Source organism: Rhizobacter sp. P2_G4 (genome assembly GCF_056403575.1).
Genome location: NZ_JBFUFG010000001.1, coordinates 987,931 through 1,000,615 on the forward strand (window position 1 = coordinate 987,931; position 12,685 = coordinate 1,000,615).

Below are 12,685 nucleotides of genomic sequence, written 5' to 3' on the forward strand. Positions count from 1 at the left end.
TGGTTAACATGCGGCCGCTTCGATTCCTGCGCTCCGCAATGCCTGCATCCACACCCCTCGCTCCTCTTTCCGATTTCCCGGCACTGCACGTGCCCGAGACGGCCTTCGGGCGCTGGTTTCTGCGCACACCGACGTGGACGCGGCACGTGCTGGAGCGCGCTCTTGCCGACGTCGACCGGCTGATTCCTGACCGCCGCGCCAGCTACCCGGTGGTGGTTGACGTGGGCTGCGGCTGGGGCCGTTCGCTGAAGAAACTGAACGACCGCTTCGCCCCCGAGCGGCTGATCGGCATCGACATCGACCCGGCCATGCTGCAAGCCGCGGCCGACGAGATCGCGCGCGACGGCCTGCAGCACGCCGAACTCATCCAATGCTCCAGTTCGGCGTTGAAGCTCGCCGACGAGAGCGTCGACCTGCTGTTCTGCCACCAGACCTTCCATCACCTGGTCGAGCAGGAAGAAGCCATCCGCGACTTCCACCGCGTGCTCAAGCCCGGCGGCGTGATGCTGTTTGCCGAATCGACACGGCGCTACATCCACTCGTGGGTCATCAAGCTGCTCTTTCGCCACCCGATGGACGTGCAGAAGACGGCCTCCGAATACCTGGCGCTGATCCGCCGCGCCGGCTTCGAGGTGGCGACCGACAGCGTCTCCTACCCGTACCTGTGGTGGAGCCGAGAAGACTTGGGCCTGGGTGAGCGCTTGCTCGGCATCAAGCCCGCAGCATTGCGTGAAGAGACGCTGATCAACCTCGCCGCTGTCAAGCGCTGACCTAGACACCGCTTGTCACAACGCCGGCCTTGAGCCGTGCCGGGATCGGTCGAAAACAAGGCGTCACGGCTTGTTGGAGACCGACATGAACGCACGCACCCAGATCCCGGGCTTCTCGACCGCCAACCCGCATGCGCTGGCGACCATCCTCGAAGCCAGCCAGACCAAATCGATCATCGCCTCGCGCGACATCTTCGACATCTCCGGCACCAAGCTGTGGGCGCGCGACCTGCCTGTCTCGCAGGCGCTGCAGCGCAAGCTGCTCGACCGCCAGCTGCGCCAGCCGCTCGAATCCTGCCTGCTGGCCGAAGACGGCGTGACCGCACATTCGCTGGTGCAGTCGCTGCAGGCGCTGCTCGAGCGCGACACGCCGCTCGCGCCGCTGCTGCGCCCGCACGCCGCCAAGCTGGTCCGTGAAGCAGCCCAGCTGCCGCTGCACTCGGTGGCGCAACTGCTGCTCACCGCCGGCCAGGCCGCGCGCCCGGCCAGCTTCGACCATGCCGTGCACGCGATGGCGCTGAACGGCTCGCTCACCATCAGCCACGGCGGCAGCACGCAGGAACTGCGCATCGCCATGCTGTGCGGCCTGCTGCACGACCTGGGTGAGATGTACATCGCACCCGAACACGGCGAGGCCGATGCCGACCAGGCGCTCGACTTCCAGAGCTACCAGCACCTGGTGGTCCACCCACACGTGGGCATGCTGCTGCTGGAGCAGCTCACCGACTACCCGGCCGTGATGGCCCGCGCCGTGGCAGAGCACCACGAGCGGCTCGACGGCTCGGGCTACCCGCATTGCCTGGAGCGCAGCCAGCTGTCTCCGCAAGGCCGGCAACTCGCGGTGACCGAAGCCGTGTTGGCGGTGTTGCGCAGCGAGTGCCCGCAGCTGGCGCGCGCCAGCGTGGCGCTGCGCGTGGTGCCGGGGGAGTTCGACCTGAGCTGGGTGGGCGCGGTGTCCCACGCGGCGCGGCAGTCGCCGTTGAAAGCGCGTATGAGCGAAGACGAGATCCACCAGCGCCGCGTCGCGCTCGATGCGTCGCTGCAGATGGCGCACGCCGGCATGGTGGCCCTCGCGTCCACCGCGCAATCGCAGGCGCTGATGGACGCTTTGGGCTTGGCGCTGCACCTGCTGGGCAGGCTGCGCCTGGGCTGGAACGCCAGCGGCCTGTGGAGCGACGAGGCCGCGGGCGCGGCCGATGCAGCCGAGGTCGAGGCGATCGAACATGAATTGCAGTTCCGCCTGCGCGGCATCCATCGCGCGACCTTGCTGCGTGCCGGCAAGTTGCCGGCAGGCGACCTGCAAAGCCTCAACCTGCTGGGCGAGCAGCTCGGCAGTTGACTAGGCTGTGCGCCGGAGAGCCGTTGCGTCAAACGCGCTGGTTTTCCGCAACGCAGCAAATGCGCGCATTTCCGAGCGCTGTTTCTCCGATCTGGCTGACGCTGCGTCCATAGGATGTTCGAAGGCGTGGTGTCACGCTCCAAATCCAAGAAGAACGCCAGATGTCCTCTCCCTCCACCCTTTCCGCCGTGGTCATGGCGCCGGGCCTCAACGTGATGCGTGCGTTGGGCCTGCGCGGCAAGACGACGCTGTTGTCGCTCGTGTGTTTGTCGATGGTTTCGGTGCTGGTCGTCAGCACCGCGCAAGAGCACGGCCTCATGCACTGGACCACGCTCGGCTGGCTGCTGGCTGGCCTGCTGACCGGCTACCTGCTGCTGTGCTTTCACCTGCAGATGGCGCGCTCGCTGGTCGACCTGCAATCGGCGACCGCACGCATGCTGAAGGGCGACCTGTCGCTCAGCGTGGCCGTCGCCGGCCGCGACGAATTCGCCAACATCGGCCGCGCGCTCAACACCGTCAACGAAAACCTGTCGGCCCTGGTGGCCGACATCCGCAGCAGCACCACGCTGGTGTCGCAGGCCGGCAACTCGCTCGCCAGCAACACGGCCGATCTGTCCAGCCGCACCGAGCAACAGGCCGCGAGCCTCGAGCAAACGGCCGCCAGTGTGCAGCAACTCGATTCCACGGTGCGCCAGAACACCAGCGACGCCCGCGCCGTCGAAGCGCTCGCGAGCCAGGTGCACGGCCTGGCCACGTCGGGCGGCGGGTTGATGCGCCAGGCTGTGGACTCGATGCACTCGATCAAGACCGGGGCGGACAAGGTGCGCGACATCATCGGCGTGATCGACAGCATCGCCTTCCAGACCAACATCCTGGCGCTCAACGCCGCCGTCGAAGCAGCGCGTGCCGGCGAGCAGGGCCGCGGCTTCGCGGTGGTGGCCGCCGAGGTGCGCGCACTGGCGCAACGCAGCGGCAGCGCCGCGCGCGAGATCAAGCAGTTGATCGAAGCCTCGAGCGAAGAGACACAACGTGGCGTGGGCCACATCGATCACGTAAGCACCGTGCTGGCCAACATCGTCGGCGGTGTCGGCGAACTGGCCGGAAAGCTGGCGTCGATCACCACGGCGGCCGGTGAGCAGAGCGCGGGCCTCGCGCAGATCTCGCAGGCCATGACGCATCTCGACGGCATCACGCAGCAGAACGCGCAGATGGTCGACCATGCGTCGTCGGCTTCGGCCGGGCTGGGCGATCGTGCCAAACAACTGTCGGCCGCGGTGGGCGGCTTCCGGCTGCGCCAGGGCACGGCCGACGAAGCGCAGCTGCTGCTGCAACGCGCCGTCACGCTGTTCCGCCAATCGGGGCGCGGCTCGCTCGCCACCATCACCGACATGCAGGGCGGCTTCAACGACCGCGACATGTACGTCTTTGCGTGGGACCGTGAGTTGGTCTACCGCGCCTTTGCGGGCAAGCCGCACAACGTCGGCAAGAACGCGGGACAGATCATCGGCACCGAGACCACTCAGCTGCGCACCGATGTGTGGACCGCCGCAGCCGAAGGCGGTGGTTGGGTCGACTACGACTTTCTCAACCCGGCCAACGGCCAGATCGCGCCGAAGACCTCGTACATCGTGCCGGTGGAAGACAACCTAGTGCTCGGCTGCGGCATCTACAAGACCGTGCGGCGCTGAGACGCCAACCTGGGCTTACTCGCGCACCTTGCCGCGCCCGGCCTTGATCTCACTGCGCTGACTCTTGCCTTCGAGCCGGCGGCGCTTGGCGCCCAGCGTGGGCCGCGTCGCCTTGCGCTTGCGCGGCACTGTTGCGGCTGCATCCACCATCTCTTGCAGGCGCTGAAGCGCGTCTTGCCGGTTCATGTCCTGGCTGCGCGAGGTCTGCGCCTTGATGACGACCACACCATCGGCGGTGATCCGCTGGTCCGAGGTGGCGAGCAAACGCTCCTTCACCGCATCGGGCAACGAGGAGGCACGGATGTCGAAGCGCAGGTGCACGGCGCTCGACACTTTGTTGACGTTTTGCCCGCCAGCGCCTTGTGCGCGGATGGCATTGAACTCGACTTCGGCCGGGTCGATCTCGATGGTCACCGCATCAGAGCCTGAGAGTTTTTCGGGCGTGATGAGCGGGCATGAGCGAAAGACTCTCAGGCTCTCAGACCACGTGGGTCGGTACGCGTTGGGCGAGTGCGCACATCAGCTCGTAGCCCACGGTGCCGGCCGGGTGCGCCACTTCGTCGATCGGCAACACGCTGCCGTTCGGACCCTGGCCCCACAGCGTGACCTCGGTGCCCATATCGGCTTGCGGTGTGGGCGTGAGATCGACCGTCACCATGTCCATCGACACCCGTCCGACCAGCCGTGTGCGCACGCCGCCCACCAGCACCGGCGTGCCGGTGGGCGCGTGGCGCGGGTAGCCGTCGGCATAACCGCAGGCCACGACGCCGATGCGCATGATGCGGTCGGCGGTGAAGGCACTGCCGTAGCCCACGGTGTCTCCAACCTGAAGCAGTTGCGTGCCGATGATGCGCGAGCGCAGCGTCATCGTCGGCTGCAGGTTCCAGTGCGCGATGTCGTGCGCAGGAAAGTCGGGTGCCGAGCCGTACAACATGATGCCGGGGCGCACCCAGTCGCCGCGCACGTTGGCTTGCTCGGGTGCGAAGCGCAGCGTGGCAGCGCTGTTGCTGACAGAGCGATCGCCGGGCAGGTCGTGCGTGGCGGCCTCGAAGGCGGCCAGTTGATGGGCGATGCCGCGCGAAGTGGCCAGGTCTCCGTCGGCGTCCGACAGGTGCGTCATCAGCGTGATCTCGTCGACCTGCGTCAGGCCCGACAGGCGCTGCCAGGCCGAGCGGAAGGCATCGGGCGTGAAGCCCAGCCGGTTCATGCCGCTGTTCATCTTCAGGAAAACATGGTGTGGCCAGGTGGTCTTGTGCGTGGCCAGCCAGTCGATCTGGGCTTCGTGGTGCACTGTGTGCCACAGGCCGAGGCGCGAGCAAAGCTCCAGGTCGCGTGCCTCGAAGCAGCCTTCGAGCAGCAGGATCGGGCCGCGCCAACCGAGGGCGCGCACGCGCTCTGCCTCGGCCAGGTCGAGCATCGCCAGGCCATCGGCGGCCTGCATGCCCGGGTAGGCGCGCTCGATGCCGTGGCCGTAGGCGTTGGCTTTCATCACGCCCCAAACCTTGGCGTCGCGCGCGTGTTCGCGAGCGCACTTCAGGTTGTGCGCGATCGCATCGGGATGAATCAGGGCTTCGATGGGGCGGGGCATGCGGATGATTCTGCCAGTGCATGCCACATCGGCGTGCGACACGCGCTCAGATGCGGAGAAACCCGCGAACCGCGGGGATGCGGGGAACGAGGTGCCACGATCTGCATGCTATAACCTGCCGCCGCAGGGCAAGACAGTATCGGCACCTGCCACACGACGGGACCCACCGCGGGCGAATGAAAAAAGGTTTTTACACCATCATGTCAGCGCAGTTCTTCAGCTCGCTGGCTGATAACGCGTTATTCGTGGCCGCGGTCGAGCTGCTGAAGACCTCAGGACAACCCGAGTGGCAGCGCGCTGCGCTGGTGCCGATGTTCGCGTTGTTCTACGTGATCCTCGCGCCGCTTGTGGGAGCCTTTGCCGACGCCGTGCCCAAGGGCAAGGTCATGTTCTTCTCGAACCTGATCAAGGTGGTAGGTTGTTTGATGATGCTCTTCGGCACGCACCCGCTGCTGTCGTACGCCATCGTCGGCCTGGGCGCCGCGGCCTACTCGCCGGCCAAGTACGGCATCCTCACCGAGCTGCTGCCCAATTCCCAGCTCGTCAAGGCCAACGGCTGGATCGAAGGGCTGACCATCGGCTCGATCATCCTCGGCGTGCTGCTGGGTGGGCAGCTGGTCGGGCGCATGATCTCGCGCCACCTGCTGGAGTTCGACATGCCGTTCTTCGATACCGGCATCGACACGCCGCCCGAGGCGGCCATCGCTTCGCTGATCGTGCTGTACATGATCGCGGCCCTGTTCAACCTTCGCATTCCGCGCACCGAAGCCCCGCTGCAGCCGCTTGCACATGGCGTGGTCGCGCTGGTGCGCGATTTCTCCAACTGCAACGCGCGCCTGTGGGGCGACAAGCTCGGCCAGATCTCGCTGTCCACGACCACGCTGTTCTGGGGCGTGTCGGGCAACCTGCGCTACATCGTGCTGGCCTGGGCCAGCGCAGCGCTGGGTTATGGCACGACGCAGGCGTCGGCACTGGTCGGCGTGGTGGCGGTGGGCACGGCCGTCGGCGCGGTGGTCGCGTCGATGCGCATGCGGCTCGACCAGGCCACCAATGTCATTCCGCTCGGCATCGTGATGGGTGTGCTGGTGATCGCGATGAACGTGATCCACAACGTGTGGGTGGCAGCGCCTTTCCTGATCGTGCTCGGCGCGATTGGCGGTTACCTGGTGGTGCCGATGAATGCGCTGCTGCAGCACCGCGGCCACAACCTAATGGGCGCGGGCCGCTCGATCGCCGTACAGAACTTCAACGAACAGGCTTGCATCCTCGGCCTGGGCGCGTTCTACACCGGCATGACGAAGTTCGGCCTCTCGGCCTTCGGTGCCATCACCATCTTCGGCCTGGTGGTTGCCGGCACGATGTGGCTGATCCGCCGCTGGCACCTGACCAACGCCGTGCGGCATCGCGACGAGGTCGATCGCCTGCTGGCCCTGGCGCGCAGCGACAAGCACTGAACCTGTGAGTTCGGTGCGCTGGTGAACGCGCCTGCGTGCACCGCGGCGCGACACGGCATGCCGGTGACTCCCAAGAAAAATTCCACGGTGACGACCCCCTCTCGCTCCTTTCTTCCTGCCCTCGCGCTGATGTTTAATGCGCTGAACTGGGGTGTCTCCTGGTGGCCGTTTCGGCAGCTGCAGGCTCAAGGGCTGCACCCGTTGTGGGCCACCGTGATCGTCTACTTGATCACCGTGCTAGTGATCGCCGTGACACGGCCGCACGCATTCGGCCAGGTGCTGCGAACGCCCGCGTTGTGGGTGCTGATGCTGGCGGCCGGCACGACCAACGCGGCCTTCAACTGGGGCGTGGCGATCGGCGACGTGGTGCGCGTCGTGTTGCTCTGCTACCTGATGCCTTTGTGGGTGGTGCTGCTCGCCCGGCTGTTGCTGCGCGAGGCGCTGACGCCGCTGGTGGTGCTGCGGGTGGTGCTCGCACTGGCCGGTGCCGCCATCGTGCTGTGGCCCGAAGGCGGGCAGGGCCTGCCGCTCCCGCAGTCGCTGCCTGACTGGCTCGGCGTGCTCGCCGGCTTCTCGTTCGCGCTCAACAACGTGATGCTGCGGCGCGAGGCCGCGCAGTCCAATGAAAGCCGGGCCCTGGCGATGTTTCTCGGCGGCGCGCTGGTCGCTGGCGCCGTGGCGCTGGTGCTCACGCTGAAGGGTCAGGCGTCGTGGCCGCCCGCGCCTGCGTGGGGTTGGACACTCGGCGCGCTGGCGTTGAGCGCCTGCTTTCTCGTCAGCAACCTGGCGCTGCAGTACGGCACAGCGCGCATGCCGGCCAACGCAACCTCGGTGATCATGCTGACCGAGGTCTTGTTTGCCGCGGTGTCGGCGTTGCTGCTGGGCGGTGGCACCCTCACGCCGGCGCTGGTCTGGGGTGGCGCGCTGATCGTGTTCGCGGCGCTGTTGTCGACCTTGCAGCGACCCGTGGCCCATTGAGGCTCGGCAAGCGCTTGAGGTATCTCAGGCGGGCAGCGGGTCGAGCTGGCGCAGCGCCGCGATGAACTCGGCTTCCATCAGCGGCTTGGTGAGGTAGGCGTCGCAGCCGGCCAAGTCGCCACGCACGCGGTCCATCGAACTGGTGCGGCCGGTCACCATCAGCACCGCCGGGGCGATGCCGCCGGGGTGCGTCTTGCGCTGCTTGATCTGCTGGCACAACGCAAAGCCATCCATGCTGCCTTCGGGGCCGAGCACCACGTCGAGAAACACCAACGAGAACGCCTGCGACGTCAGGCGCTCGATGGCCTGGGCCGCGTCGAGTGCCAGGTGCACACGGTAGCCGAGGCCTTGCAGGCGCGTCTGCAGGAACTTGAGCGCGATGCGGCTGTCGTCGACCACCAGCACGTCTTTTGCAGGCAGGCCATCCGCGGGCGACAGGTTCTGTGGGCTCGAGTTGACCCAGTCGACGTCGATCGGCTCATCGAGGCTGGCCAGGCGCAGCTCGAGCAGCAGGTCGAGCTCGCGCACGATGCGCGTCGGCTCGATGGGCCGCGGCAGCCACGCAGGCGCACCCTCCGGCGCACGTGCGCCGATGAAGACGGTGTCTTGCAACCGGCCCGCCTCGCGTACCGCAGCCACGTCGGCGGGGTGGTCGGCGTCGGCAATGATGAAGTCGCTCTCGGTTGCAGAGGCCGCACGCTCGTAAGCCGGCGCGCGCTCCTGTGCCAGGCGGAAGAACGAGTTCAACGCGCTGCGTTCGAAGTCGCTGAAGCCTTGCAGCGCGACGGTATAGCGCATGGGGATGCGCTCGGACATGGGTGCGTTCCGGTGGCTGGGGTGCCCGATGTTCGATGGCCTGCCGAGGCGCGTCAAGCCGCGCGACCCTTTGCGGCACGGGGTGACGCACGGCGCTACGATGGCCCCCACTTATTTCACACACGAGGAGATTTCATGGCCAGCGTCTACGACTTCGAAGCCGTCTCCATCGACGGTCAACCGGCCCATCTTTCCAGCCAGAAAGGCAAGGTGCTGTTGATCGTGAACACCGCGAGCGCCTGTGGCTTCACGCCGCAGTTCGCCGGGCTGGAGAAGCTGTGGGAGACGTACGGTCCGAAGGGGCTCGTGGTGATGGGTTTCCCGAGCAACGAGTTCGGCAGCCAGGACCCGGGCACCGACGGCGAGATCGCCTCGTTCTGCCAGCTCAACTACGGCGTCAAGTTCCCGATGATGAGCAAGGTGAAGGTCAATGGCGCCGAGGCCCACCCGCTGTGGAAATGGCTCACCGCCGAAGCCCCGGGCATCCTGGGCACCAAGGGCATCAAGTGGAACTTCACCAAGTTCCTGGTCGGCAAGGATGGGCAGGTCATCAAGCGCTATGCGCCGAACGATTCGCCGGAATCGATCACGAAAGACATCGAGGCCGCCCTGGCCGCCGCCTGACGGCCTTCACGCCGCCGGCACCCACAGCCCACCGTAGGCTGCATGCAGCTTCTGCTGCGCCACCAGCTCACCGATCAGGCCGTTGACCGTTTGACGCGACAGGTTGGCCGTGGCCGCCAGCTCAGCCTGCGTGGTGCGCACGAAGCGCCAGCCTTCGGCATCGGCGTCACCCATGCGGCCACTGCGCGCGAGCTGTTCCAGCGCCAGGCTGAGCCGTTCCATCCCGCTGCGGTGGCGCGAGGCTTCGAGCATGCGCAGAGCACCGTGATGGCGTCGTGCGAACTCGCCCATCAGTGCGCGCGCGAAGCCGGGCACCTCGTCCATCAGGTATTCGTACGCTGCCGGCCCGAAGGCCACGACCCGCGTCGCCTGCGTGGCCAGCGCCTCGAAGGTCGACGGATGGCCACTCGCGAACGACGACAGCCCGAACAAGCGCCCGGGCGGCACGTGCTCGATGACGGACACATCGCCGTCGACGGTCGAGAAGCGGATCTCGATCTCGCCGGCCAGCATGCCGAACAGCGCCGGTGTCGCTTGGCCTTGCGTGAACAGCACACTTCCGCGCGCGAGCTTGCGCACCTTGCACAACGGCAGCAGTGCGCGCCAGTGTCCCGCGCTTAAGCTGACGCCGGGAAGGCTGGCCAACAGCAGCGCTGAAAGGTCATCTTGCATTGCGAAGATTGTCGGGTACCCGACAAATCCGCGAGGCCGCTGGAACTACGCTGCTCGACATGACCAACACCTCTCTCCAAGACAGCGCAAAACTCGCTGCCCGCTTCCACCACTTCGCCGACGGGCAATGCCCCGAAGAGCCGCTGTACCAGGCGCTCTGCCGCATCGCCGCGGCTGATGCCGATCTGCTCGACTTGCTCGCCGGTGCGAGCGACGAACAGCGACGGCCCAATCTGTGGCTGGCTGCGGTGCACGAGCGCTTGCTCGCGGGTGCATCGCATGCCCTGGCTGAGTACTTTCCGAGCGTGGGCGGCGCGCGCTTGCCCGACGCCGATTTGGGTGCTTGCGTGAAAGATTTCGTGGCGAGGCACGAAGCCGTGCTGCGCGAGCGCATGCGCACCCAGACCACGCAGACCAACGAGATCGGTCGCTGCGCCGTGCTGTGGCCGGCCTTGCGGGCGATCGCACAGCGCAGCGGCAAAGCGCGCCTGGCATTGCTCGATGTGGGTTGCAGCGCTGGGCTGAACCTCGGCGTCGATACCTACCGTTATGACTACGGCGATGCGGCGTTCGGTGCAGCGCCAGGCCCCGACGTGCCGCTGCTGTCTTGTCGCGTGATGGCTCCGTTCACTCGAGGCGCTGACTTCGAGATCGTGCAGCGCCTTGGCATCGACCCCGTGCCGGTGGACATAGACGACGACACAGCGCTCGGCTGGCTGCGTGCCTGCCTGTGGCCCGGTGACACGGCAAGCGCCGTGCGCTTCACCCAGGCGGTGGCGCTGATGAAACAGCGGCGCTGGCCGGTGCTGCGTGTGGCCGATTGCACCGCCCACGTCGCCGAGTGGTTGGCGGGGGTGCCGGGTGACGTGCAGCCGGTCATTCTGAACAGCTGGGTGCTGACCTACTTCGAGCCCCCCGCCTTGAAGCGGCACGTCGACACCTTGGTCGAACTCGTGCGCGCCACCGGAGCGATGTGGCTGTCGGCCGAAGGCGCCGGTTTGCGCATCGGGCCGGTGCAGGTGCCGCTGGCGCGAGACCCCGACACGCGGTCGGCCAGCCTGTGGACCTTGTGCTCGCGCGTCGACGGCGATGTGCGCTTCGACCTGCTGGCCCGCTCCCACGCTCACGGTCGGTGGGTGGAGTGGTTGGATAATTGAGGTCCCCTGCAGGAGCCCCTCATGTTCGAGCACGTCGACGCCTACGCTGGCGACCCCATCCTTACCCTCAACGAAGCCTTCGGCAAAGACCCGCGGGCGCACAAGATCAACCTCTCGATCGGCATCTATTTCGACGATGCCGGCAAGCTGCCGGTGATGAGCGCCGTGCGCACCGCCGAGAGCGCGATGCTGCAAACCATTGGCGCGCGGCCTTACCAGCCGATGGAAGGCGCAGCCAACTACCGCCAGGCGGTGCAGCATCTGCTGTTCGGTGCCGACCATGAAACGGTGAAGAGCGGGCGCGTCGCCACCATCCAGACCCTGGGCGGCTCCGGCGGCCTGAAGGTCGGTGGCGACTTCCTGCAGCGCTACTTTCCGAAGTCCAACGTCTGGGTCAGCGACCCGACCTGGGACAACCACCGCGCCATGTTCGAGGGCGCCGGCTTCACCGTCAGCACCTACCCGTACTACGACGCGAAGACCGGCGGCGTGAAGTTCCCAGAGATGCTCGCCGCGCTGAAGGCCTTGCCCGAGCAGAGCATCGTGTTGCTGCACGCCTGCTGTCACAACCCAACCGGCGTTGACCTCACGGCAGCGCAGTGGCAGGAGCTGATCCCGGTCATCCAGCAGCGCAAGTTGCTGCCCTATGTCGACATCGCCTACCAGGGCTTCGGCGACGGCATCACCGAAGACGCGTTTGCGATCCGCGCACTGGCCGACGCCGGCGTGAGCTTCTTCTGCGCCAGCTCGTTCTCCAAGAGCTTCTCTCTCTACGGCGAGCGTTGCGGCGGTCTGAGCGTGGTCTGCCCGACGAAGGCCGAGGCCGAGCTGGTGCTGGGCCAGTTGAAGGCCACCATCCGCAAGAACTACAGCAGCCCGCCCACGCACGGTGGCCAGATCGTCGCGCGCGTGCTGCAGACGCCGGCGCTGTACGACCAATGGGCCGGCGAGTTGAACGCGATGCGCGTGCGCATCAAGGCCATGCGCGAAAAGCTGCATGCCGTGCTCAGCGCCAAGCTGCCCGGCCGCGATTTCAGCTACTTCCTGACCCAGCGCGGCATGTTCAGCTACACCGGCTTGTCGGCCGAGCAAGTCGACAAGCTGCGTGAGGAACACGCCGTCTACCTGGTGCGCTCGGGGCGCATGTGCGTGGCCGGCCTCAACTCGTCGAACGTCGAGGCCACGGCCGTGGCGATGGCGGCGGTGCTGGCCTGATACGAAAGAAAGCCTGTAAGAAACCTTGCGGTCGGGGAGACGAAGTCGTGCAAGCGCAATGATTCAGCTCGTTGAGTCGGTTGCCTGCACTCTTCTTCACCCACCTGCAAGGAATCGAATCATGCTGAATGTCAAAACTGGCCTCGCGATGGCCGCTACCGCCGCTGCCCTGTTCTCCACCGGCCTCGCCACCACCTCTGTCTTCGCTGCCGATGACGGCATGGTCAAGTGTTCAGGCGTGAACACCTGCAAGGGCACGTCCGACTGCAAGACGGCCAAGAGCGAGTGCAAGGGCCAGAACAGCTGCAAGGGCCAGGGCTGGGTCGGCAAGAAGTCCGCAGCCGAGTGCACCTCGGCTGGCGGCAAGGTCGAGAAGTAAAAGTC

The 12,685-nt window shown here is 66.6% G+C and carries 13 protein-coding genes; 9 read left to right on the plus strand and 4 right to left on the minus strand.

The annotated features are described in order from the left end of the window. Positions 1-38 precede the first annotated feature (38 nt). The 3 genes from AC1DYS_RS04735 (at position 39) to AC1DYS_RS04745 (ending at position 3,797) form a co-directional block, all read left to right on the plus strand. Positions 39-770: a class I SAM-dependent methyltransferase gene (locus AC1DYS_RS04735; protein ID WP_477896534.1), complete on the plus strand. Its 732-nt coding sequence runs from the start codon at positions 39-41 to the stop codon at positions 768-770. An 85-nt stretch (positions 771-855) separates the two neighbouring features. Next, complete coding sequence (locus tag AC1DYS_RS04740; RefSeq protein ID WP_477896536.1) at positions 856-2,109, plus strand: HD-GYP domain-containing protein; 1,254 nt, start codon at positions 856-858, stop codon at positions 2,107-2,109. Positions 2,110-2,270: 161 nt separating this feature from the next. Beyond that, positions 2,271-3,797: a methyl-accepting chemotaxis protein gene (locus AC1DYS_RS04745; RefSeq protein ID WP_477896538.1), complete on the plus strand. Its 1,527-nt coding sequence runs from the start codon at positions 2,271-2,273 to the stop codon at positions 3,795-3,797. A gap of 15 nt (positions 3,798-3,812) precedes the next feature. On the opposite strand, the gene arfB is transcribed toward AC1DYS_RS04745, so the two are convergent. Beyond that, positions 3,813-4,211, minus strand: a complete 399-nt coding sequence (arfB, locus tag AC1DYS_RS04750; RefSeq protein WP_477896540.1) for an alternative ribosome rescue aminoacyl-tRNA hydrolase ArfB — start codon at positions 4,209-4,211, stop codon at positions 3,813-3,815. 64 nt (positions 4,212-4,275) lie between these two features. Continuing rightward, complete coding sequence (gene alr / locus AC1DYS_RS04755; RefSeq protein ID WP_477896542.1) at positions 4,276-5,385, minus strand: alanine racemase; 1,110 nt, start codon at positions 5,383-5,385, stop codon at positions 4,276-4,278. A gap of 176 nt (positions 5,386-5,561) precedes the next feature. Between alr and lplT the strand changes: the two genes are divergently transcribed. Further along, a complete protein-coding gene (gene lplT / locus AC1DYS_RS04760; protein ID WP_047496976.1) occupies positions 5,562-6,839 on the plus strand; it encodes a lysophospholipid transporter LplT in 1,278 nt (425 codons plus the stop codon). A gap of 87 nt (positions 6,840-6,926) precedes the next feature. Continuing rightward, positions 6,927-7,817, plus strand: coding sequence for a DMT family transporter (locus AC1DYS_RS04765; protein WP_477896545.1), 891 nt, complete (start codon positions 6,927-6,929; stop codon positions 7,815-7,817). 24 nt (positions 7,818-7,841) lie between these two features. On the opposite strand, the gene AC1DYS_RS04770 is transcribed toward AC1DYS_RS04765, so the two are convergent. After that, on the minus strand, positions 7,842-8,633 hold the full coding sequence (locus AC1DYS_RS04770) for a response regulator (RefSeq protein WP_477896547.1): 792 nt from the start codon (positions 8,631-8,633) through the stop codon (positions 7,842-7,844). Positions 8,634-8,768: 135 nt separating this feature from the next. On the opposite strand from AC1DYS_RS04770, the gene AC1DYS_RS04775 reads away from it, so the two are divergent. Then, entirely contained in the window at positions 8,769-9,257 is a 489-nt protein-coding gene (locus tag AC1DYS_RS04775; RefSeq protein WP_477896549.1) for a glutathione peroxidase, read from the plus strand. Positions 9,258-9,263: 6 nt separating this feature from the next. Here AC1DYS_RS04775 and AC1DYS_RS04780 read toward each other — a convergent pair whose 3' ends face one another. Further along, on the minus strand, positions 9,264-9,929 hold the full coding sequence (locus tag AC1DYS_RS04780; protein ID WP_477896551.1) for a Crp/Fnr family transcriptional regulator: 666 nt from the start codon (positions 9,927-9,929) through the stop codon (positions 9,264-9,266). Between the two features lie 59 nt (positions 9,930-9,988). On the opposite strand from AC1DYS_RS04780, the gene AC1DYS_RS04785 reads away from it, so the two are divergent. The 3 genes from AC1DYS_RS04785 to bufA2 all read left to right on the plus strand — a co-directional run bounded on the left by AC1DYS_RS04785 (position 9,989) and on the right by bufA2 (position 12,680). Further along, positions 9,989-11,086: a DUF2332 domain-containing protein gene (locus tag AC1DYS_RS04785; protein ID WP_477896553.1), complete on the plus strand. Its 1,098-nt coding sequence runs from the start codon at positions 9,989-9,991 to the stop codon at positions 11,084-11,086. A gap of 21 nt (positions 11,087-11,107) precedes the next feature. After that, on the plus strand, positions 11,108-12,301 hold the full coding sequence (locus AC1DYS_RS04790; protein WP_477896555.1) for an amino acid aminotransferase: 1,194 nt from the start codon (positions 11,108-11,110) through the stop codon (positions 12,299-12,301). Positions 12,302-12,422: 121 nt separating this feature from the next. After that, a complete protein-coding gene (gene bufA2, locus AC1DYS_RS04795; protein WP_477896557.1) occupies positions 12,423-12,680 on the plus strand; it encodes a BufA2 family periplasmic bufferin-type metallophore in 258 nt (85 codons plus the stop codon). Positions 12,681-12,685 lie beyond the last annotated feature (5 nt).

Coding starts and splice junctions, on each gene's coding strand:
- AC1DYS_RS04740 (WP_477896536.1), top strand. CDS start 856: ATGAACGCACGCACCCAGATCCCGGGCTTCTCGACCGCCAACCCGCAT.
- lplT (WP_047496976.1), top strand. CDS start 5,562: ATGAAAAAAGGTTTTTACACCATCATGTCAGCGCAGTTCTTCAGCTCG.
- bufA2 (WP_477896557.1), top strand. CDS start 12,423: ATGCTGAATGTCAAAACTGGCCTCGCGATGGCCGCTACCGCCGCTGCC.
- AC1DYS_RS04790 (WP_477896555.1), top strand. CDS start 11,108: ATGTTCGAGCACGTCGACGCCTACGCTGGCGACCCCATCCTTACCCTC.
- alr (WP_477896542.1), bottom strand. CDS start 5,385: ATGCCCCGCCCCATCGAAGCCCTGATTCATCCCGATGCGATCGCGCAC.
- AC1DYS_RS04745 (WP_477896538.1), top strand. CDS start 2,271: ATGTCCTCTCCCTCCACCCTTTCCGCCGTGGTCATGGCGCCGGGCCTC.
- AC1DYS_RS04785 (WP_477896553.1), top strand. CDS start 9,989: ATGACCAACACCTCTCTCCAAGACAGCGCAAAACTCGCTGCCCGCTTC.
- AC1DYS_RS04735 (WP_477896534.1), top strand. CDS start 39: ATGCCTGCATCCACACCCCTCGCTCCTCTTTCCGATTTCCCGGCACTG.
- AC1DYS_RS04775 (WP_477896549.1), top strand. CDS start 8,769: ATGGCCAGCGTCTACGACTTCGAAGCCGTCTCCATCGACGGTCAACCG.
- AC1DYS_RS04770 (WP_477896547.1), bottom strand. CDS start 8,633: ATGTCCGAGCGCATCCCCATGCGCTATACCGTCGCGCTGCAAGGCTTC.
- AC1DYS_RS04780 (WP_477896551.1), bottom strand. CDS start 9,929: ATGCAAGATGACCTTTCAGCGCTGCTGTTGGCCAGCCTTCCCGGCGTC.